Below are 22514 nucleotides of genomic sequence, written 5' to 3'. Positions count from 1 at the left end.
GTCACTGCGAGCCTTGTCGAGCCTCGTCGGCCGAACCTGTCACTGCGAGCCTCGTCGAGCCTCGTCGGCCGAACCTGTCACTGCGAGCCTCGTCGAGCCTCGTCGGCGGAACCTGTCACTGCGAGCCTCGTCGAGCCTCGTCGGCCGAGCGGCTACAGATCCCTGAGCCGCGCCACGATCTCCCTGAGCAGCCCGGGATCGGCCGCCGGGCCCGCGGTCACGATCCGGCGGGGCGGGTCGATGCGGATCAGCCGGGCCCCGGCCAGGTCACCGAGGAGCACGCGGACGACGGTCAGGGGCAGGTCGGCGTCCGCGGCCAGCTCCACGACGGGACGCGGGCCGCGCCGGACGAGTTCGAGCAGGGCGGCACCGGCGTGGTCGACGGCGGGGCCCGGGCCGTCGGTGTCCAGTGCGGTGACCCGCGACATCAGGTCGATGGCGTGCCGGCCGTCTGGACGCGTGCGGCCTCGGGTGACCGTGTACGGGCGCACCATCGCCCCGGTCTCGTCCTCGTACCAGTGCTCGTCGCTCACCGCGCGGTCACGGGGTGCTGCGGGCCGCGGCGTCCAGGTGGCGGCCGAGGCGGCGGACGAGCAGGGCCATCTCGTGGGCGAGCTGGCCGACGTCGGTCCCGGCCTCGCTGAGCACGGCGAGGCGGCTGCCGTGCCCGGCCGGGGTGATGAAGAGGTAGGCGTCCTCCAGCATCACCATGGTCTGCCGCACCTTCCCCGCGCCGAACCGCTCGCCCGCCGATCGGGCCAGGCCGTGGAAGCCGGAGCAGACGGCGGCCAGGTGCTCGATGTCCCGCCGGCGCGTGCCGTCCGAGCTGCTGAGCGGGAGGCCGTCGGCGGTGAGCAGCACGGCCTGGCGGACGTGCTCGGTACGGGCCACGAGGTCGTCCAGCAGCCAGCCCAGGTCCGTGCCGGGCGCGGCGGGCTGCTCGGCGGTCTGGTCGTCACGGTCGCCACCGTGCATCGTCGGTGTCCGTCCCTTCGTCGGCGGAGCCGGTGGCCGTATCGGCGTCACCGGACACGGGCAGTCCCTTGCGGCCACGGTCGAGACCGCGCTGGAAGGCGCCGAAGATCGCCCGCATCTCCTCGGCGTCCATTTCCGGTCCGGCGGTGCCGCCCTGCGCCGGCGGCTCCTCGCGAAGCTCCGGAACGAGGGAGGCCTGCCGCACCCGGGTGGGCAGCTCGGGCACGGAGGCGTCCCGCCTCGGCGACGGCGGCCCGGAGACCCCGGCACTCCCCTCCCCCGACGGCAACTCCCGCACCACGGTGTCCCCCCTCCGCGACGGCAGCCCGGAGACCCCGGCACTCCCCTCCCCCGACGGCAACTCCCGCACCGCGGCGTCCCCCCTCCGCGACGGCGGCCCGGAGACCCCAGCGCTTGCCTCCCCCGGCGGCAGGTCCCGCGTCTTGGGCGGTCGCCGCTCTCCGGCCGCGTGGAGGGGGGCCGACCGGTCCGGTGTCGCCGGGTCCGGTTCGGCCAGTACCGCCGAAGGCAACCGCACGACCGCGGTCGTCCCCCCGTACGGGGAGTCCCGGAGGGTGACCTCGATGCCGTGCCGGGCGGCGAGGCGGCCGACGACATAGAGGCCGAGGCGGTCGTGCCGGGTGGGGTCGAAGGCGTCGGGGTCGGTGAGGGTGCGCTGGGCCGCGGCGCGCGCGTCGGCGTCGAGGCCGAGTCCGCGGTCGTCGATCTCGACGACGAACCCGCTGCCGACCCGCCCCGTGCGCAGCGTGACCTGGGTGTGCGGCGGCGAGAACACGGTGGCGTTCTCCAGGAGTTCCGCCATGAGATGGACGACGTCGGCGACCGCGTCCGCCGTCACGCCCACCACGGGCATCGGTGGCACGGCCACGCGCGCGTAGTCCTCGATCTCGCCGACGGCCGAGGCGACGACGTCCGCGACCGGCACGGGCCTGCGCCAGCGCCGGCCGGGTACGGACCCGGAGAGGATGATCAGGCTCTCGGCGTGCCGGCGCATGCGCGTGGTCAGGTGGTCGATGCGGAACAGCTCGCGCAGCACGTCCGGGTCGTCGGTGCGCCGCTCCAGCATGTCGACGAGTTTCAACTGCCGGTGCACCAGCGCCTGGTTGCGGCGGGCGATGGTGAGCAGCACCGCGAACTGCCCCCGGCGCAGCGTGGCCTGCTGCACGGCGGCCTCCACGGCGGCCAGGCGCGCGGTGTTGAACGACCGGCCGACCTGGCCGATCTCGTCGTCGCGGACCTCGTCGGCGGCCAGCGGCGGCGCCTCGGTCACCGCGTCGACGTCCTCGCCGGCGCCCAGCCTGCGCATGACGTCCGGCAGTTGCCGCTGGGTCAGGACGTCGGCGGCGTCCCGCAGGACCTCCAGGCGCCGCGAGATCCGCCGGGCGCCGCGCACCGCGAACCACAGCGACAGGGCCACGGCGGCAAGTCCGACGGCGCCCACGACGGCGGCCTTGGTCAGCTCCCGGTAGGCGAAGGCCCGCCCGCGCGCGGCGGAGTTCTCGGCGGCGCTGGTGCACAGCTCCCGGTAGCGGACGACGGCCCGGTCGATGGTCGACCGCCAGCTGCCGGCCGCGACGGCCTGCCCGGCTCCGTCGGCTCCGGCCCGCAGCAGGGTGTCCTCCTCCAGCACCAGCGAGCCGTGCAGTGCGCCGCGCCGGAAGTGCTCGAACAGGGCGCGCGAGTCGGCGGGCAGGTCGGGCACGTAGGTCCGCTCGAAGACGCGCCGGTCCTCGACGGTCGCGGTGAGGGTGTCGTACTGCCGGTCGGTCAGGGTGCCGGCCGCCCGCGCCCCGGCGACCAGGGCGTCCTCACGCGAGACGAACTCCCGTACCCGCACCAGCTCCACGACGACCTGTGCCTCGCGGGCGAGCTGTCCGGCCTGCAGCGCGGTGAGCGTGGACTGGATGTCGAAACCGGGCTCCACGAGCGCGCTGTACTCCTCGACGGCCCGGTCCCAGGTGATGTCCCGGGACAGCACGCGCGAGCGCAGCCCCTCCAGCGCGTCCGTCGCCCCGACCATGGCGTCCAGTGCCTGCCGTTGCCGGCGGGTGAGCCGGTCGCGGTCGCCGTCCCGGACCGCCTGCCGCATGGCGTCGACGGCCCGGTCGGTACGGCGCTGCTGGCCGAGCAGGTCCCCGGCGGCGGCCGGGTCGAGGCGCGCGCCGAGATAGGCGGCGGACATCCGGCGCTCGATCTGGATCTGCCCGATCGCGGTGTCCACGGGGGTGCCGAAGTCCTCGTACACCCCCTGGAGCCGGACGAGGGCGCGCAGTTCGGCGGTGACGGACACCATGGCGAAGCTCCACAGGGCCATCAGGGCGACCGCCGGGGCGAGCGCGAGCGCCACGATCCGCGTGCGGACGGTGGTGGGACGGCCGAGGGGCCAGCGCATGAGGTACCTGCCGGTGTTACCAGTCAGTAGAAAGTGCGGGACAACCTACGGGATCGTCGCCCCGCACCGCAATGGTGACCTGCGGTAACCCCGAGTCACCCCGTGGGCAGCGCGAAGGTGGTGAGCACGGCGGCGTGGTCCGAGGGCCAGTCGTTGTCCGCCACGTCCGGCCAGGGGCGCGGCTCGCCGGTGACAAGGGTGCGCGCGTCCCGCACGGTCAGACCCCGGTGCAGCACGTAGTCGATCCGGTCCTGCGGCTCGGGCCGGCCGCTGCCGTCCTCGTGCACGGGGTGGATCGGCGACCAGGTGTGCCCGGGCGCGGCGGCCGGGTCGGGGTGGACCTCGCGGTAGGAGTCGCGCAGGCCCGCCTCCTCGGCCGCCCGGGTCACCGGCCACTCGACGTCCGGCCGGTCCAGGTGCGAGGGGCAGTTGAAGTCGCCGACGAGTACGACCGGTACGCCGTCGCGCGCCGACCGCCCGATCCGCTCCAGCGCGTCCCGCATCTGCGCGAGCCGCACCCCCTCGTGGGCGATCAGTTCGGCCGCCGGCAACCCGTCGAAGGCGGACTCGTAGGGCCCGTACGGCGTGTAGTGCAGGTGCACGGTCCACACATCGACCTCACGGCCCGGTGCCACCTCGATCCGGACACCGGCGGCGCCGTAGAAGCCGACGTCGGGGTCGCCGAACCGGGCGGTGATCGGGTGGCGGCTGAGCACGCCGAGGTTCTCGCCCGCCCGGTGGTGGTGCCAGCCGAGCGCCTCGGCCAGCTCCTGCGCCGCGGTGCCGCCGGTCTCCTGGAGTCCGACGACGTCGGCGCCGCTCTCCAGGATCACCTTCAGCTGCTTGGCGCGGTGCTCGTCTACCTTGCTGCCGCCGAGCCACAGGTTCCAGCTCATGACCGTCAGTACGGGCGCGACCATGCGGCCCAGGCTCTGCGGGGTGACCCCGACCAGGCTGTCCCGTACGGTCCGTCCGGGTGCCGCGCCGATCGGCGCGAGCGACGGCACGGCCAGCACGGCGCACCCGGCGGCCTCGGCGGAGGCCACGCCGGTCTCGGTGTCCTCGACGGCCACGCAGGCGGCCGGCTCGACGCCGAGGGCGCGGCAGGCCGCGAGGTAGGGATCGGGGGCCGGCTTGGTGCGCGCGGTGTCGTCGGCGGTCACGGAGGCCGCGAACCGGCCGGCGCCGAGCGCGTCCATGACCACGTCGGCGACCGCGCGCGGGGACGCGGTGACCAGGGCGGTGGGAACGGCGGCTGCGGCCAGCGCGTCCAGCAGTTCCAGGGCGCCGGGGCGGGGCACTGTGCCGGTGCGGACGCGCTCGGCGAACTCGCGGTGCAGTTCGGCCGCGAGGTCCGTGGCGGGGCGGCCGGTGGCCGCGCCGAGCCAGGCCGCGGTGTGCTCGACGGGGCGGCCGAGCACGTCCGGCTGGTCGGCCTCGGTGAGCGGGCGGCCGGCGACCTGCTCGACGGCCTCCCACCACAGGCGCTCGGTGTCCACGAGCGTGCCGTCCATGTCGAACAGGACCGCCTGCGGCGGGAGGGTGGGGATGTGGGGGGTCACGTCGGTGTCGTTCCTCACTTCTGGATGCGTTCGGCCACCAGGACGGCACGCTCGGGCAGTGACACGCCGACGGGCGACCCGGCGCCGAGCCCGGCGGCCTCGTGCGCGGGCAGGTCGGCCTTGGCCTCGGTGCCGTCGGCGAGCCGCACGGTGACCCGCACGACCGCGCCGAGGAAGGCGGTGGCGACCACGCGGGCGCTGCCCTGCTCGTCGGCGTGCACGCGTACGGCCTCGGGCCGCACCAGCACGTCGACGGCGCCGTCCGGCACCTCTCCGTCGGCCGGCAGCCGCTGCCCGAGCACCTGCACCGTGCCGTCCTCCAGCTCGCCCGGGATCCGGCTCATGGTGCCGACGAACTCGGCGACGAAGGCGGTGGCGGGGCGGCCGTACAGCTCGGCGGGTCCGGCGCACTGCTCGAGGCGGCCGGCCCGCATCACGGCGACCCGGTCGGCGACCGAGAGGGCCTCTTCCTGGTCGTGCGTCACGAACAGGGTGGTGATGCCGAGTTCCTGCTGGAGCCGGCGGATTTCCTCGCGCAGGCTGAGCCGGACCTTGGCGTCCAGCGCGGACAGCGGTTCGTCCAGCAGGAGCACGCGCGGGCGCAGGGCGAGGGCACGGGCCAGCGCGATGCGCTGCTGCTGGCCGCCGGAGAGCTGGTGCGGGTAGCGCTCGGCCTTGTCGCCGAGGCCGACCAGCTCGAGCAACTCGGCGGCACGGGAGCGGCGTTCGGCGGTGCGGACCTTGCGCATGCGCAGCCCGAACGCGACGTTGTCGACGGCGTTCAGGTGCGGGAAGAGGCTGTAGGACTGGAAGACCATCCCGGCGTCGCGGCGGTGGGCGGGGACGTGCGTGACGTCCTCGCCGTCGACCAGCACCGCGCCGGAGTCGGGGTGTTCGAACCCGGCGAGCATGCGCAGTGCGGTGGTCTTGCCGCAGCCGGACGGGCCGAGCAGCGCCAGGAACTCTCCCGGGCGGACGGTCAGGTCGAGTCCGTCCAGGGCGACGGTGGAGCCGAACTCGCGCCGCAGCGAGCGGAATTCGACGGTGGCGGCCTGTTCGGAGACGGCCTTCTCGAGCGTGGTGGCGGTCATGGTGTGTGTCATCCCCGGGGAGGAGCGGTTCGGGAGCGTCCGCCGCCGGCACCGGCGAGCGCGAGGAGCAGGGCCCAGGTGACGAGCAGGCTGAGCACGGACACGGCGACGGACATCTGGGCCTGCGAGCCGCCGATGTTGTAGATCCACACGGCGAAGGGGCAAAAGCCCAGCAGCTGGGCGACCGTGAACTCGCCGAGGACCAGGGCCAGCGTGAGGAAGGCCGCGTTCAGCAGGGCGCCGCGCAGGTTCGGCAGCACGGCCCGGACGAGGGCCTGCGGCAGGGAGGCACCGCAGCTGCGGGCGGCTTCGACGAGGGTGCGCACGTCGATGGCGCGCAGCCCGGCGTCCAGGGCCCGGTAGACGAACGGCAGGGCCATCACGACGTACGCGAGCACCAGGACCACGGGGAAGTCCGGGTCCTGGATCGCCACGAAGGTCTGGAACAGCGGGGTCCGGGACAGGTGCTCCGGGCCCCACTTCAGCACGCTGACGATGCCGGCGACGAAGGCGATCGGCGGCACCACCAGCGGCAGCGAGCACACCACCTCCACCACCGGTCGCAGCCGGGGCGCGCCGAGCCGGAGCGCGACCGCCGCGGGCACCATGAGCAGCAGCACGACCGCGATGGTGGTCACGGCCAGCTCCAGCGAGAGCAGCAGGCTGGAGACGAAGCCCTCGGTGGAGAGGATCTTGCTGTAGGCGTCGAAGGTGATGCCGTGGCCGGGCACGTCGACGGTGAAGACCACGGACGCGCCGAGCGGCACCAGGAAGTACAGGGCGGCGAGACCGAGGACGACCCACCGCCAGAGGGTCAGGCGTCGAGCCATCGGGCACTCCGTCGCTGAAGGGGCAGGTACACGGCCATGACCAGGCCCGCGACCAGGACCATGTCGAGGCTGAGGGCGAGGGCGACGTTCTCCTGGCCGACCAGCACGTTGCCGGAGAGGGCGTCGGCGATCTGGAGCGTGACCAGCGGAACGGCGCTGCCGACCATGGCGGCGGCGGTGGCGTAGGCGGCGAAGGCGCTGCCGAACAGCAGGACCAGGCCGCCGAGCAGGGAGGGCGCGAGCACGGGGAGGGCCACGTGCCGCCAGTACTGCACGCCGGTGGCGCCGTTGTTCAGTGCGGCCTCGCGCCACTGGGTGCGCAGGCCGTCCAGCGCCGGGGTGATGGTGAGGACCATGAGCGGGACGAGGAAGTACAGGTAGACGAGGACCAGGCCCCAGAAGCTGTACAGGTCCCAGCCGCTGTCCTTCAGCCCCAGGTGCACCGTCAGCACGCCCGCGTTGCCGAGGGTGGCGACGAAGGCGAAGGCCAGCGGGACACCGCCGAAGTTGGCGAGCACACCGGAGGCGGTGAGCACGGCCTCGCGCAGTGCGCGGGAGCGGGAGCTGACCACGGCCTGCGCGAGCGGCAGCCCGAGCAGGACGCCGAGTGCGGCGGAGATCGCGGACAGCTTGACGCTGCCGAGCAGCGCGGTGAGGTACGGCCCCTGCAGCGAGGCCGTCAGATTGGCGCCGGTGTAGGAGGCGGCGCCGGTGGTGGCGTCCTTGACCGTGAAGGCGCCGTCCACGATGGCCACGGCGGGCAGCCCGAAGGCGATCGCCGTGAACACCAGCAGCGGCACCACGGCCAGCCAGCCGGGGGCGCGGCGCCGCCGCTTCGCCGAAGCGACGGGCGCCACGTCCGCACGCGGGAGAGCGGCGGTCATCCGGAGACGGCCTTCCCCCAGCCCTGCGCGAGGACCGTCTTGGCCTTGCTCTGCTGGTCCTCGGTCGGGAAGGTGGGCGTGCCGGTGACCTTGGGCAGCTTGGCCGCGGCCGTCTTATCGAGGGTGCCGGCCTTGTCCATGGCGGTCATCAGGGCCGGGCGGGCGTAGCCCTTGAGCCACAGGTTCTGGCCCTCGGCGCTGTAGAGGTACTCCTGCCACAGGCGGGCGGCCGCGGGGTGCGCGGCGTCCTTGTTGATGGCCTGGGAGTAGTACTGGGCGTACTGGCCGTCGCCCGGGATGGCGACCTTCCAGTCGACGCCCTTGGACTTGAACTCGTCGGCGTAGCCGGCGTTGAGGTAGTCCCAGTCGATCGAGATCGGCGTCTCGCCCTTCTCGACGGTGGCCGGGGTGGACTCGACGGGCGTGTAGTTGCCGTTCTTCTTCAGCTTGGCGAAGAAGTCCAGGCCGGGCTGGATGTCGTCGAAGGAGCCGCCGTTGGCGAGTGCCGCCGCGTAGACGCCGCCGAAGGCCGAGCCGGACTTGGTGGGGTTGCCGTTGAGGGCGACCTGGCCCTTGTACTGGGGCTTGAGGAGGTCCTTGAAGCTGGTCGGGCACTGCTTCACGCGCCCCGCGTCGCAGCCGATGGAGATGTAGCCGCCGTAGTCGTTGAACCAGCGGGCCTGCGGGTCCTTCTGGCCCTCGGGGATGTCGGCGAAGGAGGCCACCTTGTAGGGCGCGAGAAGGCCCTGCTGGGCGGCGCTCAGCGCGAAGGAGCTGCCGAGGTCCAGGACGTCGGGGGCGCGGTCCTGGCCCTTGCGGGAGGTGACGGCGTTGATCTCGTCCTGGCTGGAGCCGTCGGGGCTCTCCACCTCGATCTTGATGCCGTACTTCTTCTGGAAGCCGTCGAGGAGGGCGCCGTAGTTGGCCCAGTCGCGCGGGAGCGCGATGGCGTGCAGGGTGCCTTCCTTCTTGGCCGCCTTGACCAGGGCGTCCATGCCGCCGAAGTCGGCGGCGGAGGTGGCGGTGGCGGCGCTCTTGCCGTTCTTGGTGGTGGACGACGCGTTGTCGGGGGCGGCGCCGCAGGCGCTCAGCGCGAGCGCGGCGACGACGGCGAGGGAGCCGCCGAGGACGGCGGTTCTCGGCAGGGACACGGTCACGGTCTCTCCAGGGGACGCACGGGAGTGGAGGTAGTGCGGGCAACTTGTCTGAACAAGTTGGCCCCAGTACGCCCGTCGTCGGTGTCCTGTTCATGAACACCGGTGAAACGGCGGGCCCCGTTTCCCTGCACACTTCCGGCTGACACGGATCACCTGGGGTGTGGATTACGCTGGTCACGCTGTGCACAGTGATCTGAGCAGAGGGGAAGCATGACGGCGCGACACGAGGAGATCGCCGACGCACTGCGGCGGGCGATCGACCGCGAGGAGTACACCGTCGGCAGCCGGCTGCCCTCGGAGTCGGAACTCGCGGCGCACTACGGCGTCTCACGCGGGACGGTCCGCCAGGCCGTCGCGACCCTGACGGCGGAGGGGCTCATCGGCTCCCGCCAGGGGGCCCGCAGGGTCGTGCTCGCGAGCCGCCGCAGCCAGAGCTTCGCCGAACTGCGCAGCTTCGCCCAGTGGGCGCGGGCGATGGGCCGCGAGGCCACCGGCCACGTGGTGTCCCAGGAGTACCGCCCGGCCACGCAGGAGGATGCCGTACGCCTCCAACTGCCGGCGGGGACTCGGGTGTTGCACGTGCTGCGGGTGCGCGGCCTGGACGGCGAGCCGGTGCTGCTGGAACGCACGGTGTACGCCGACTGGATCGCCGCGGCGGTGGAGGCAATCGAGCCCGACTGCGCGTCGGTCACCCAGCGCCTGTACGACGACACGGGCCTGGTCTTCGCCTACGGCGAGCACGTGATCGACGCGGTCGCCTGCGGCGCGCTGGACGCCGAGCTGCTGGGGGTGCGCCGGACGAGTCCGCTGCTGCGGGTCCGCCGGGTGACGACGACACCGGAGGGCCGCCCGGTGGAGTGGTCGGACGACCGCTACCGCTCGGACGCGGTGAGCTTCAGCGTGCGCAATTCCATAGGAAGCAACGCGCTGGCGCGGAAGACCGCGGAGTAGAACTCGGGGCGCCTCACCGTCGCCGGGCACGAGTCGGCGTAAGACCGGAGCAGAACTCGGGGTGCCCGTGCCGTCGCCGGGTGCGGGCGGTCCGTGGCTTGTCGCGCAGTTCCCCGCGCCCCTTCAGGGCGCTGAGCCGAAGCGCCCCGAAAGGGGCGCGGGGAACTGCGCGAGCGACCACGACGGACCCGCAGCCGGCGACGGCGAAGGCGCCCCGGGCCGGGGCCGCTCTCAGCCCGGCGCCCCCGAAGAGAAGCGGCGCAGCAGCGGGGACAGCACCAGAACCGACTTGGTCCGCTCGACGAACGGCTCTCCTGCGATCCGCTCCAGCACGCGTTCGAAGTGACGCATGTCGGAGGCGAAGACCTGGGCGATCGCGTCCGCGTCGCCGGTGACGGTCGACGCGGCCACGACCTCCTGGTAACGCTCCAGACCGCGCTGGATCGTCTCCGGAGACGTGTTGCTCCGGCAGTAGATCTCGATGTATCCCTCGGTCTCCCAGCCGAGCGCTCCCGGGTCCACCCGGACGGTGAATCCGGTGATGGCTCCGGTGGCCCGCAGCCGGTCCACGCGCCGCTTCACCGCGGGCGCGGACAGGCCGACCATCTGCCCGATGTCCGCGTAGGAGCGGCGGGCGTCCTCGGCGAGGGCGTGCACGATGCGTTCGTCGAGATCGTTCAGCACAGGGGGTGGTTCACTTCTTCGGTCCGGTCACTTCTCTGCCGTCACCGCGAGGTCCTCACCGGTCGCGAGACGGGAACGGCGATAGCCGTACACGAAGTAGAACACGAGCCCGACGGCCATCCAGACACCGAACACGATCCAGGTGACGGAGTCGAGGCTGAACATGTTGTACGCGCAGAACACGAAGCCCAGCACCGGCAGTACCGGCCCGAACGGCACCTTGAACGTGCGCTCCAGCCCGGGCCGCTTGTAGCGCAGGACGATGACGGCGATGTTGACCAGCGCGAAGGCGAACAGCGTGCCGATGCTGGTGGCGTCGACCAGCTTGCCCAGCGGGATGAGGGCGGCGAGCACACCGCAGAAGAGCGACACGAGCACCGTGTTGAGGCGGGGGGCGCCGGTCTTCGGGTGGACCTTGCCGAGCGCCTTGGGCACCAGGCCGTCACGGGCCATCGCGAAGAGGATGCGGGTCTGGCCGTAGAGCACGGTCAGCACCACGCTGGCGATCGAGATGACGGCGCCCAGCGCGAGCATGGTGCCCCAGAAGGTCTGGCCGGTGACGTCGTTCATGATCGCGGCGAGCGTGGCCTCGGACCCGTCGAACTTCTTCCAGTTCCAGGCGCCCACGGCGACACCCGCGACGAGCACGTACAGCGCGGTCACGATGATCAGCGACAGCATGATCGCCCGCGGCAGGTCGCGCTTGGGGTTCTTCGCCTCCTCGCCGGCGGTGGACGCGGCGTCGAAGCCGATGTACGAGAAGAACAGCGTGGCACCGGCGGCGCTGACCCCGGACATGCCGAGCGGCATGAAGTCGCGGTAGTTGCCGGACTTGAAGCCCATGAAACCGACCGCGCAGAACAGCACCAGGGCGGCGATCTTCACACAGACCATGATCGTGTTGGCGCGGGCGGACTCGCGGGCGCCGCCGAGCAGGAACACCATCGCCAGGAGCACGACGATCAGGGCGGGCAGGTTGACGATGCCGCCCTCGCCCGGCGCCGAGGACAGCGCGGCGGGGATGGTCACGCCGATGGTGCCGTCGAGCAGCTCGTTCAGGTACTCGCCCCAGCCGACGGCGACGGCGGCCACCGACACGCCGTACTCGAGGACCAGGCACCAGCCGCAGACCCAGGCGACCAGCTCGCCCAGCGTTGCGTACGCATACGAGTAGGAGGATCCGGCGACGGGGATGCTGCCCGCCAGCTCGGCGTAGGACAGGGCCGAGAAGAGAGCCGTGAGGCCGGCGATCACGAAGGCCAGGGTGACCGCGGGACCGGCCTCCGGAACGGCGTCGCCGAGGACGACGAAGATGCCGGTGCCGAGAGTGGCACCGATGCTGATCATGGTCAGCTGCCACAGCCCGAGGGAGCGCCGGAGCTGGCCTCCCTCACCCTGGCCGCCCTCGGCGACCAGGCGTTCCACGGGCTTGCGACGCATCAGGCGCGCGGCGACGCCCGGGGACGCGGGGGCGGCCGGTATCTGGTTCTGCGGGGGTGCGCCTTGGTCGAGCACGCGCTGGCTCCTTCTCGCTGCCGGTCATAGGGGGTACGGACCGGCGAGCGCCGGCCTTCGCGGACGGGGACCGGTGGAACCTGCGAGGGCAGGAACCCACCGAGCGGGGTCCCCGCCACGCCACGTACTAGCGCATGACCCTACGAGGCAGGGCTTCACGGGCGTAATGCAGCAACCTTGCGCATCCCCGCATGATCATTGCGTTCATCGGGCCGGAATGACAAATCGTTGCACGCGGGCTGTCGACCGTTGCACGAGCCCCTCGCACACCCTTCCGCAGTCGCTGTCCCGCGCCGGGAACGCCGACGGCCCCCGCCGTTCCCGGGAGGGGAACGGCGGGGGCCGTGCGGACGGGACCGGCGGTCAGCTCCAGCTGGCGTGCAGCGGCTTGCCCTCGGCGTAGCCGGCCGCGCTCTGTATGCCGACGATGGCCTTCTCGGCGAACTCCTCCAGGGAGCCGGCACCGGCGTACGTGCAGGAGGAACGGACGCCCGCGATGATCGAGTCGATCAGGTCCTCGACGCCGGGGCGGGCCGGGTCGAGGAACATGCGGGAGGTCGAGATGCCTTCCTCGAACAGCGCCTTGCGGGCCCGGTCGTACGCCGACTCCTCCGACGTGCGGTTGGCCACCGCCCGCGCGGACGCCATGCCGAACGACTCCTTGTAGGCGCGGCCGTTGGCATCGTGCTGGAGGTCGCCGGGCGACTCGTAGGTGCCCGCGAACCAGGAGCCGACCATCACGTTGGACGCGCCGGCGGCGAGCGCCATGGCGACGTCGCGCGGGTGGCGGACACCGCCGTCGGCCCACACGTGCTTGCCGTACTTCTTCGCCTCGGCGGCGCACTCCAGGACGGCGGAGAACTGCGGCCGGCCCACACCGGTCATCATGCGGGTGGTGCACATGGCGCCCGGGCCGACACCGACCTTGATGATGTCCGCGCCCGCGTCGATCAGGTCCTTGACGCCCTCGGCCGAGACGATGTTGCCCGCGGCGATCGGGACGTGCGGGTCGAGCGCGCGCACCAGCTTGATGGCGCTGATCATCGATTCCTGGTGGCCGTGCGCGGTGTCGATCACGAGGGTGTCCACACCCGCGTCGAGCAGCTGCTTGGCCTTGCCCGCGACGTCGCCGTTGATGCCGACGGCGGCGGCGATCCTCAGCCTGCCGTTCGCGTCCACGGCCGGCGTGTACAGCGTGGCGCGCAGGGCGCCCTTGCGGGTGAGGATGCCGGCCAGCCTGCCGTCCTTGTCGACGGCGGGGGCGTAGCGGCGGTTGTGGTGGTCGAGGGTGTTGAAGGCCTCGCGCGGGTCGATGTCGGCGTCCAGCAGGAGCAGGTCCTTGGACATGACGACCTCGAGCTGGGTGAAGCGGTCGACGCCGGACAGGTCCGCATCGGTGACGACACCGACGGGCCGCTGGTCCTCGTCCACGACGACCCCGGCGTTGTGCGACCGCTTGGGCAGCAGCGCCAGGGCGTCGGCGACGGTCTGGTGCGGGGCCAGCACGATCGGGGTGTCCAGCACCAGGTGGCGGCTCTTCACCCAGGTGACGACGTCGGTGACCACGTCGATCGGGATGTCCTGCGGGATGACCACGAGGCCGCCCCTGCGGGCCACCGTCTCGGCCATGCGGCGGCCGGCGATGGCTGTCATGTTGGCGACGACGAGCGGGATGGTCGTGCCCGTACCGTCCGGAGAGGCGAGGTCCACGCCCTGACGCGAGCCCACCGCGGAGCGGCTCGGCACCATGAACACGTCGTCGTACGTCAGGTCGTACGCGGGCTGGATGTCATTGAGGAAACGCACGTGCTGCACATCCCAGTCGATCAGAGGTGACCCCCGGACGGGTGCGCCAGGGGGAAAGAGCACGTACTTCATTGTCCCATGGCCGGACCGCGGTCACGCCCTCACAAAACATCCAGGCTGGTCGGAGGGCCCTTAGGAGGATCCTCCAAGGGCGAGGAACACGGTGAGCGCGGGTGTCCGGTCCGCCGCCTCCGCGAAGACCTCCTCGGCGGTCCGCCACTCGTCCGGCGCCGCCTCGGCGTACGGGCGCCAGCCCCGTACGACGATGAGCAGCCCTCGCTCCACTGCCCCCTCGGGCCAGACCGTGTGGTCGCCGAGGGAGTCGGCGAGCGCGTCCCAGTTCCGGCCGAACCAGTCGGGCAGCGTCAGGGCCCGGGCGACGCGGTCCATCAGGCCCGCCTTGCCCGTGACCCCGTCCAGGTCCAGCGTGACCGTGTACCGGCCGCCCAGGTCTTGCGTCATCTCAGCACCGTCCCGAACGACTCGTAGTGATCACCGGTGCGGTGAATCTCCCCGCCCTGCCCGGTGGCGATGCGCCGGGCGCCCGCCGTACGCACCCGGGGGGACGAACCGCGGCAGCATGTATCCGTCGCTGCCACGGCCGTCCCGCCTCGGCGGATGAGGACCCGCTGTGCGGGCCCCGTCAGTGCCCGTCGGGGTCCGCCCGGCTGAGCGCCGGCTTCGGCGCCGGGCCCGCCGTCATCAGGTAGTCGGCGGCCGAGGTGTCGGTCACCAGGCTGGTGACCAGACCGGAGCGCAGCACCGCGTCGATGGCGGACGCCTTGCGCTGACCGCCGGCGATGGCCACGACCTCCGGGATACGGCGGAGCTGGTCGGCCTTGACCGTGATGCACCGCTCCCCCAGGTCCCGCCCGATCCGGCGGCCCTCGGCGTCGAAGAGGTGCGCGGACATCTCGGCGGCGACACCGAGCGAGGCGTAGTGCGCGCGCTCCTCGTCGCTGAGCATGTCGTGCACGGTCGAGATGCCCGGCTCCCAGGAGCCGATGGAGACACAGGCGACCGTGACCTTGTCGAAGTACTCGAAGGCCCGGGCCAGCCCGGTCTGGTTGCGCAGCGCCGCCGCGGTGGCCGCGTCCGGCAGCAGCATCGGCGCGTAGATGGGGTGGGCGTCACCGCCGGACACCTGGGCCGCCCGGCGGACGGCCTCCACCGAGCCGCGCTCGGCGGTCCCGGCGTCGTACACGCCCGTCAGCTGCACCACCGTGCAGGGCGGCAGCCGGTCGAGCGCCGCCGCCATGTGGATGGTGGACCGGCCCCAGGCCAGCCCGAGCACGTCCCCCTCGTTGACCAGCTCGCCGAGCAGATCGGCGGCGACCTCGCCGAGGTTCTCGGGGTCGGGGGTCTCCTCGGCCTCGGCCGGGGACTCGACCACGACGGCGTGCCTCAGGCCGTAGCGGGCGCGGAGCGCGTCGGAGCGCTCGGCGTCCAGCTCGGCCGGGACGCGGATCTCGATGCGCACGAGATCCCGTTCGAGGGCCGTCTCCAGGACCCGGGCCACCTTGAAGCGGCTGACGCCGAACTCCTCCGCGATCTGGATCTTGGACTTGCCCTCGAGGTAGAAGCGGCGGGCCATGGCCGCCGCCTGCACCAGCTCAGCGGGTCCCATCCGCATGGCTGACCGGCCCGCCGACATACCCGACACGGCGATCTCCTCACTGCTGTTCACACTCTGGATTCGCCGTTCATCCTTGCAGATTCGGCGCTGCTGATCCGCCCTGATGGGCGCCGTTCACTTAACCGTTCACTTGACTGTGGCTCAGTGGTCGCATGCCCAGGACGCCTTGGCGGTGGCCGTCTCCGCCTGTGTGCGCAGGGCACGTACCGCCTCCGCCGGGTCCTGCGCCCCGTACACGGCCGACCCGGCGACGAACACGTCCGCCCCCGCGTCCGCGCACTGCTCGATCGTGGAGGCCGAGACACCGCCGTCGACCTGCAGCCACAGCTGCAGCCCGTGCTTCTTGATCAGCTCACGGGTGCGGCGGATCTTCGGCAGCATGATGTCGAGGAAGGCCTGGCCGCCGAAGCCCGGCTCGACCGTCATGATCAGGAGCATGTCGAGTTCCGGCAGCAGGTCCTCGAACGGCTCGATCGGCGTGGCGGGCTTGAGCGCCATGGAGGCGCGGGCGCCCTTCGCGCGGATCTCCCGGGCGAGCCGTACCGGAGCGGCGGCGGCCTCCACGTGGAACGTGACGGACGACGCCCCCGCCTCGACGTACCGGGGCGCCCAGCGGTCGGGGTCCTCGATCATCAGATGGCAGTCCAGCGGGGTGTCCGTCGCACGGGCCAGGGACTCCACGACCGGGACGCCGAGCGTCAGGTTCGGGACGAAGTGGTTGTCCATGACGTCGACGTGGAGCGCGTCGGCGCCTTGGACCGCCTTGGCCTCCTCCGCCAGTCGGGCGAAGTCGGCGGACAAGATGCTGGGGTTGATCTGCACGGCCATGACCCAAGCCTGCCATGCCGCTGCGCTCGGCTGTAGCCGCGGGCCCTCCGGCCGCCGTTCGGCCGAGGGCCGTCGTGGGTCGCTCGCGCGGTTCCCCGCGCCCCTTCGGGGGCGCTGTCCTCTCCGGCGTCAGGCGGTTCTGCGGATCAGTGCCAGGTACATCGCGTCCGTGCCGTGCACGTGCGGCCACAGCTGGACGTCCGGGCCGTCGCCCAGATCCGGTACGCCGGGGAGCAGGGGGCGGGCGTCGATCAGGTCGGTGTCCGGGCGCTGCTTGAGGACGTCGGCGACGACCGCGCGGGTCTCGGCCAGGTGCGGGGAGCAGGTGGCGTAGCCGACGACACCGCCGACCCGCACCGAGTCCAGCGCGGTGCGCAGCAGCCCGCGCTGCAGCGGGGCGAAGTTGTCGAGGTCCTCGGGGCGGCGGCGCCAGCGGGCCTCGGGACGGCGGCGGAGGGCGCCGAGGCCGGTGCACGGGACGTCCACGAGCACCCGGTCGAAGGTGCCGGGCCGCCACGGCGGGCGGGTACCGTCGGCGGCGACGACCTGGTACGGCCCGGGGTTGCCGTGCAGCGCCTTCGCCACCAGGCCGGCCCGGTGCGGCTGCTTCTCCGAGGCGAGCAGGACCGCCCCGCGCTCGGCGGCGAGGGCGCCGAGCAGCGCCGCCTTGCCGCCGGGCCCGGCGCACCCGTCGAGCCACTTCCCGTCGGGTCCGTCGAGCGGGGCGTTCGCCAGCGCGAGCGCGACCAGCTGACTGCCCTCGTCCTGCACACCGGCCCGTCCCTCGTGCACGGCCTCCACCGCTCCCGGTTCACCGCCCTCGGCGAGCCGTACGGCGTACGGGGACCAGCGCCCGGGTACGGCGGCCTCCTCGCGGAGCAGTTCCGCGGTGGTGGCCCGGCCCGGCCGCGCGACGAGGGTGACCTCGGGGCGCTCGTTGTCCGCGGCCAGCAGCTCCTCGATGCCGGCCCGGCCGCCGCCGAGGGAGTCCCAGAGCGCCGAGACGACCCAGCGGGGGTGCGAGTGCACGACGGCGAGGTGGTCCTCGGGATCCTCGTCGTAGGGCGGCGCGACCTTCTCCAGCCAGCCCTGGAGGTCGTCCTGGGCGATCTTGCGGAGCACCGCGTTGACGAACTTGGCCCGTCCGTCGCCGAGCACGACCCGCGCCAGCTCCACGGAGGCGGAGACCGCGGCGTGCGTCGGGATACGGGTGCCGAGCAGCTGGTGCGCGCCGAGGCTCAGCACGTCGAGCACGGGCGGGTCGACCTCGCGCAGCGGCCGGTCCACGCAGGCGGCGATGACGGCGTCGTACGTGCCCTGCCGGCGCAGGGTGCCGTACACCAGCTCGGTGGCGAGGGCGGCGTCCCGGACGTCGAAGTCGCCCTTCTCCCGGGCCTTGCGCAGCAGCGGCGGAAGCACGAGGTTGGCGTACGCGTCCCGCTCGTCCACCGCGCGCAACGCCTCGAAGGCCAGGACGCGGACGGGATCCCTCTGGGGACGGCGGTAGGGCTTGGCGGGCCTGCGCGGCCGCCGGGACTGCTCGCTCACGAAAAGGTGCTCCGGGTGTGAAGAAGAGGATGCGCCTCCAGCCTACGTCGGCGCGCCCCCGCCTCCGCCGCCCGGGGACCGGCCCGCCACGACCCGCCGCCCCGAGATCCGGACCGCCGGCCGCCGCAGGCCCGCCAGGTCCCGCACCGGCTGCCGGCCGGCTGCCTCGCCACCTCGCCGTGGATCCGGCTGCACCTCGCCGTGGATCCGGCTGCCTCGCCACCCCGCCGCGGACACGGTCCGGCACCGGCCGCCTCGCCATCCGGTCATGGACACGGTCCGGCACCGTCACCGCCCCGCCGCCCCGCCGGCCGTCAGCCGCCCAGGGACTCGCCGTCCGCGATGCGCACCCCGCGGGCCCAGTCGGCGGCCCGCATCGGCTTCTTGCCCTGGGCCTGTACCCACAGCAGCTCGACGCCGTACGAACCGGTGCCCACGTGCACGCTGTTCTTGCCCACCGCGAGCCGGCCCGGCGCGAGGTCCGTCCGGCCGGGCACCGGCGTGACCTGGATGAGCTTGAGCCGCTCGCCGCGGAAGGTGGTCCAGGCACCGGGCGCCGGGGTGCAGCCGCGCACGACCCGGTCGACGCGCAGCGCCGGCGTCGCCCAGTCGACCTGGGCGTCCTCGACGGTGATCTTCGGCGCGACCGTGATGCCGTCGGCGGGCTGCGGTACGGCCTTCAGGGTGCCGTCCGCGATGCCGTCCATGGTCGCGGCGAGCAGTCCGGCACCGGCGAACGCGAGCCGGGTGAGCAGGTCGCCGCTGGTGTCGGTGGGGCGGATCTCCTCGGTCACGGTCCCGTACACGGGCCCGGAGTCGAGCCCCTCCTCGATGAGGAAGGTGGAGGCCCCGGTGATCTCGTCGCCCGCCATGATGGAGTGCTGCACGGGGGCGGCGCCGCGCCAGGCGGGCAGCAGCGAGAAGTGCAGGTTCACCCAGCCGTGGACGGGGATGTCCAGCGCCGGCTTCGGCAGCAGGGCGCCGTAGGCCACGACCGGGCAGCAGTCCGGCGCGATCTCCCTCAGCCGCTCCAGGAACTCCGGGTCCCGCGGCTTCAGCGGCTTCAGCACCTCGATGCCGGCCTCTTCCGCGCGCTCGGCCACGGGGGACGCGACCAGCCTGCGCCCGCGCCCGGCCGGGGCGTCGGGCCGCGTGACGACGGCGGCCACCTCGTGCCGTCCGGAGGCGAGCAGAGCGTCCAGGGCGGGAACGGCGACCTCGGGGGTACCGGCGAAGACGAGCTTCATGGGCGGGATCGGGCCTCTCGGGCGGGGGCGGGCGGGCAGCGCACCAGTCTATGACCATGAACGGCGCACGACCGGACGGGCGGCGTACGCATATGCCTGCACGCCCCCACCCCGTGACCCGCGGACGGCAGGCGCGTTGGTCAAGAGAGAGTTGACCACATCGGGCCCCTTTCACGGCCCAATTCCTTTCAACGCCGGTTCGAGAGGCTTGTTCATGGCCGACCACGCAACCCACGACGCCCAGGCCCGCGCCAGCCTGCACTTGCTGGTGCGGGACATCGAGCGGGTCCGGCGGCAGGTGGACGCGCTGCGCACGCTCACCGCCCAGCTGGGCAACGTCTACCGTCCACGCCGCTCCGGCCCGTCCACGGGCTTCGTCGTCTACGGACGTGCCCCCGCCCCGACGGTCCGCCTCGCCCAGGAGCTGCGGGACAGCGTCGAGACCCTGGTGACGGCCGCCGTGGACTTCGACCGCTCGCTCGGTTTCTCGTGGGACGCGGTCGGCTCGGCGCTCGGGGTAACCAAGCAGGCGGTGCACCGCCGCTACGGCGCCCGCCGCGCCGCGGCCCAGGCGGCGACCGAGCCGGAGCGGACGCCGGAGCCGTCCGGCACCCGCACGCTCAACGTGAACGCGGCGCTGCCCCCGGTGCCGACGGTCCCCGCGGCCCGGTCCATGCCGACCCAGCCGACCGCGGGCAGCCCGACGCTCCGCGACGACGCCCGCCCGACGGCCTTTCCCGGCCCTCGCAACGGCTGACGTCCCCACCCGTACGTCTGCCCTCCCGGCTCTCTCCGGGAGGGCAGACGTACGGCTGCGGCCCGTCGGCACCTGGTTCCCCCGCACCGGCTCTCCCGCACGTCGTCACCCGGCACCTGGTTCCCCGCCACCGGCTCTCCCGGACGTCGTCACCCGGCACCTGGTCCCCCCACACCGGCTCTCCCGCACGTCGTCACCCGGCACCTGGTCCCCCGCCACCGGCTCTCCCGGACGTCGTCACCCCGCACCGGCTCTCCCGCACGTCGTCACCCGATGTCCGGCGGGTCGATCCGCACCCGGACCGCCTCGCCGCTCCCCCGGGCCATCCGCGCGGCCTGGGCGGTCTTCAGGGCGGTGGCGAGCGCGGCCCCGCTGCCCGGGGGCACACGGACGAGTGCCCGTTCCCAGTGCTCACCCGGTGGCGGTGCACCGGTCCGGCGCGGGCTGCCGGGCCGTGTCGGCGGCAGGGGCACCGGTCCCAGCAGCTCGGCGTCCGGCGGCAGCTCGACCGTGCCCAGGAACTCGGCGACCGCGGCGGGCGGCCCGGACACGGCCGCCATCCGGGACACCGGCGGGAAGCCCAGCTCGGCCCGCTCGGAGAGTTCGCGCACCGCATGCCCGACGGGGTCCCAGCGCACCAGCGCCTGTACCGGCCGCAGGGTGGGCTCGGCCACCACGACCACGGTGCCGCCCTCGGTCTGCGGCCGCACCAGCGCTCCGGCCGAGATCCACCGGCGCAACGCGTCCTCGCCGGCCCGCAGGTCGGGGCGCACCAGCATGGCCCAGCCGTCCAGCAGCAGGGCCGCCGCGTAGCCGCCCTCGGCGACCGGTTCGGCGCCCGGCGTGCTGACCACCAACGCGGGCGTGGCCGGCACGGTGTCCAGCACGTGCTCTCGGCCCGAGGTGCGCACCGGTACCGCGGGAAAGGCCCGCCCCAGCTCCTCCGCGGTCCGCCGCGCCCCCACGACCTGGGCACGGAGCCGGAAGCCGCCGCAGTCCGGACAGTGCCAGGCGCTCTCCTCGCGCCCGCACCAGGCGCACCGCAGCGCACCCGCGTCCTGCCCCTGGAGCGGCCCGGAACAGTGCCGGCACCGTGCGGGCGCCCGGCACCGGGCACAGGCCATGCGCGGCGCGTACCCGCGCCGGGGCACCTGCACCAGCACCGGTCCGTGCCGCAGCCCCTCGCGGGCGGTCTGCCAGGCGAGCGTGGGCAGCCGGGCGGCGCGTGCGGCCTCGTCGCGCGCGAGGTCCTCGTCGCCGACCGTGCGGACGAGGGGCGCGGTACGGCGCACCTGTTCCCGCCCCGCGACCAGCGGCCGGGCCCAGCCGCTCTCGACGAGCTGGGCGGCCTCCACGGTGCAGCTCCAACTGCCCATCAGGAAGGCACACTTGTCCAGCGCGGCGCGCAGCAGCAGTACGTCCCGGGCATGCGGCTGGGGGGCGTGCTGCTCGCTGTGGCTGTCGTCCCCGTCGTCCCAGACGGCGACGAGCCCCAGGTCCCGCACCGGCGCGAACATCGCCGCCCGCGTCCCCACGACGGCCCGCACGGAGCCCCGGCGCACCGCGAGCCACTGTGCGTACCGCTTCTCGGGCCCGGCATCGGCGGTGAGCAGGGCGTGCCGGCCCGTGCCGAGCAGCGCGGTGAGCGCGGCGTCGACCCGCGCGGCGGCCCGCCCGTCCGGTACGACGACGAGCGCGCCGCGTCCCGAGGCGAGCGTGGCGGCGACGGCCCGGGCCAGCTCCTCGCTCCACAACGGCCCCGGCAGGGCGTTCCACACGGCCCTGGGCGCCCCTCCGGAGGCCAGTGCGTCCAGGAACGCACCCCCGTGCTCGTACCGCTCCCAGGAGCCGGTTGCGGGGGCCGGTGGCGGCGGCAGCGGCGCCGGGGACGGCCGCTGCTCGGCCCGTGCGCTGCGCGGCGGAACGGCCAGCTGGAGGACGTCGGCGAGACTTCCCGCGTACCGGTCGGCGACGGCCCGCGCGAGTCCCAGCAGCTCCTCGCCGAGCACCGGCTCCGGCGACACGACCTGGGCGAGCGCGGCCAGGGGTCCGGAGTAGTCGGACTCGGCGCGCCGCTCGACGAGGAAGCCGTCGATGAGCCCGCCGCCCTCCCGGCGGCCTTCCCGCACCCGGCCGCGCCCGGCCCCGAACCGCACCCGCACCCGCACGCCGGGCTGCGCCTGCGCGTCCAGCTCCTCGGGCACGGCGTAGTCGAAGTACCGGTCGAGGTGCAGCACACCCTTGTCGACCAGAACCCGTGCGACCGGCAGCTCCTTGGCGAGCCCGGCCCCCCGCCAGGTGCGCGGCTTGGCCCGCGGTTCCCTGGCCTTGCGCACACTCTCCCGGATGAGCGCGAGCTGCTCCGGCGGCGCCTCCTCGGCCCCGCCGTCCCCCGCCGCCCGGGGCTCCCCGTTCTCCCTGCTCACGCTTGCATTCTTACCAAACCCCACTGACAACCGACGTCCGCCGGCCGGTGCGGGACGCGCCGAGGCCCGGCTCCCCGCGATCGGGAAGCCGGGCCTCGGCGAGAGGAGCCGGCGGACTACAGGCCGACGGCCTTGCGCAGGGCGTCCACGCGGTCGGTGCGCTCCCAGGTGAAGTCGGGCAGCTCGCGGCCGAAGTGGCCGTAC

General features: G+C 73.5%; 19 protein-coding genes. 2 read left to right on the top strand and 17 right to left on the bottom strand.

Annotation, left to right across the window (positions count from 1 at the left end; genetic code table 11):
- Positions 1–152 precede the first annotated feature (152 nt).
- The 8 genes from JK359_RS34445 to JK359_RS34410 form a co-directional block, all read right to left on the bottom strand.
- The gene (locus JK359_RS34445) at positions 153–533 is read right to left on the bottom strand and encodes a DUF742 domain-containing protein (RefSeq protein ID WP_307788419.1); all 381 of its coding nucleotides are present in this window, start codon (positions 531–533) and stop codon (positions 153–155) included.
- A gap of 7 nt (positions 534–540) precedes the next feature.
- Positions 541–975, bottom strand: a complete 435-nt coding sequence (locus tag JK359_RS34440) for a roadblock/LC7 domain-containing protein (RefSeq protein ID WP_201843564.1) — start codon at positions 973–975, stop codon at positions 541–543.
- Positions 956–3388, bottom strand: coding sequence for a sensor histidine kinase (locus JK359_RS34435; RefSeq protein WP_201843563.1), 2433 nt, complete (start codon positions 3386–3388; stop codon positions 956–958). The genes JK359_RS34440 and JK359_RS34435 overlap by 20 nt, the downstream gene beginning before the upstream one ends.
- Positions 3389–3483: 95 nt before the next feature.
- On the bottom strand, positions 3484–4950 hold the full coding sequence (locus JK359_RS34430; protein WP_307788418.1) for an HAD-IA family hydrolase: 1467 nt from the start codon (positions 4948–4950) through the stop codon (positions 3484–3486).
- 14 nt (positions 4951–4964) lie between these two features.
- Positions 4965–6041 (bottom strand): ABC transporter ATP-binding protein, encoded by a 1077-nt coding sequence (locus tag JK359_RS34425; protein WP_201843562.1) that lies wholly within the window; start codon positions 6039–6041, stop codon positions 4965–4967.
- Positions 6042–6049: 8 nt separating this feature from the next.
- Complete coding sequence (locus JK359_RS34420; RefSeq protein WP_201843561.1) at positions 6050–6871, bottom strand: ABC transporter permease; 822 nt, start codon at positions 6869–6871, stop codon at positions 6050–6052.
- Positions 6856–7755 (bottom strand): ABC transporter permease, encoded by a 900-nt coding sequence (locus JK359_RS34415; protein WP_201843560.1) that lies wholly within the window; start codon positions 7753–7755, stop codon positions 6856–6858. The genes JK359_RS34420 and JK359_RS34415 overlap by 16 nt, the downstream gene beginning before the upstream one ends.
- Entirely contained in the window at positions 7752–8912 is a 1161-nt protein-coding gene (locus JK359_RS34410) for an ABC transporter substrate-binding protein (RefSeq protein ID WP_201843559.1), read from the bottom strand. The genes JK359_RS34415 and JK359_RS34410 overlap by 4 nt, the downstream gene beginning before the upstream one ends.
- Positions 8913–9122: 210 nt before the next feature.
- On the opposite strand from JK359_RS34410, the gene JK359_RS34405 reads away from it, so the two are divergent.
- A complete protein-coding gene (locus tag JK359_RS34405) occupies positions 9123–9863 on the top strand; it encodes a GntR family transcriptional regulator (RefSeq protein WP_201843558.1) in 741 nt (246 codons plus the stop codon).
- Between the two features lie 231 nt (positions 9864–10094).
- On the opposite strand, the gene JK359_RS34400 is transcribed toward JK359_RS34405, so the two are convergent.
- From JK359_RS34400 to fmt, 8 genes are all read right to left on the bottom strand, one after another.
- Positions 10095–10547, bottom strand: a complete 453-nt coding sequence (locus JK359_RS34400; RefSeq protein WP_201843557.1) for an Lrp/AsnC family transcriptional regulator — start codon at positions 10545–10547, stop codon at positions 10095–10097.
- A 27-nt stretch (positions 10548–10574) separates the two neighbouring features.
- Positions 10575–12062, bottom strand: a complete 1488-nt coding sequence (locus JK359_RS34395; RefSeq protein WP_201843556.1) for an amino acid permease — start codon at positions 12060–12062, stop codon at positions 10575–10577.
- Positions 12063–12425: 363 nt separating this feature from the next.
- Complete coding sequence (locus tag JK359_RS34390; protein WP_201843555.1) at positions 12426–13868, bottom strand: GuaB1 family IMP dehydrogenase-related protein; 1443 nt, start codon at positions 13866–13868, stop codon at positions 12426–12428.
- 132 nt (positions 13869–14000) lie between these two features.
- On the bottom strand, positions 14001–14330 hold the full coding sequence (locus JK359_RS34385; RefSeq protein ID WP_201843554.1) for a barstar family protein: 330 nt from the start codon (positions 14328–14330) through the stop codon (positions 14001–14003).
- Positions 14331–14511: 181 nt separating this feature from the next.
- Positions 14512–15555, bottom strand: coding sequence for a sugar-binding transcriptional regulator (locus JK359_RS34380; protein ID WP_201843553.1), 1044 nt, complete (start codon positions 15553–15555; stop codon positions 14512–14514).
- A 90-nt stretch (positions 15556–15645) separates the two neighbouring features.
- Positions 15646–16332, bottom strand: coding sequence for a ribulose-phosphate 3-epimerase (gene rpe, locus JK359_RS34375; RefSeq protein ID WP_201843552.1), 687 nt, complete (start codon positions 16330–16332; stop codon positions 15646–15648).
- A 129-nt stretch (positions 16333–16461) separates the two neighbouring features.
- Entirely contained in the window at positions 16462–17880 is a 1419-nt protein-coding gene (locus JK359_RS34370; RefSeq protein ID WP_201843551.1) for an RsmB/NOP family class I SAM-dependent RNA methyltransferase, read from the bottom strand.
- A gap of 314 nt (positions 17881–18194) precedes the next feature.
- On the bottom strand, positions 18195–19127 hold the full coding sequence (fmt, locus tag JK359_RS34365) for a methionyl-tRNA formyltransferase (protein ID WP_201843550.1): 933 nt from the start codon (positions 19125–19127) through the stop codon (positions 18195–18197).
- A gap of 214 nt (positions 19128–19341) precedes the next feature.
- Here fmt and JK359_RS34360 point away from each other — a divergent pair, with 214 nt between their 5' ends.
- On the top strand, positions 19342–19884 hold the full coding sequence (locus JK359_RS34360; protein WP_201843549.1) for a hypothetical protein: 543 nt from the start codon (positions 19342–19344) through the stop codon (positions 19882–19884).
- Between the two features lie 266 nt (positions 19885–20150).
- Here JK359_RS34360 and JK359_RS34355 read toward each other — a convergent pair whose 3' ends face one another.
- Positions 20151–22310 (bottom strand): primosomal protein N', encoded by a 2160-nt coding sequence (locus JK359_RS34355; protein ID WP_201843548.1) that lies wholly within the window; start codon positions 22308–22310, stop codon positions 20151–20153.
- Positions 22311–22514: the final 204 nt, after the last annotated feature.

Source organism: Streptomyces actinomycinicus (genome assembly GCF_016741775.1).
Lineage (GTDB): Bacteria > Actinomycetota > Actinomycetes > Streptomycetales > Streptomycetaceae > Streptomyces > Streptomyces actinomycinicus.
Note: the sequence above shows the minus strand (reverse complement) of the source record. Positions and strands in the feature narration are given on the sequence as shown.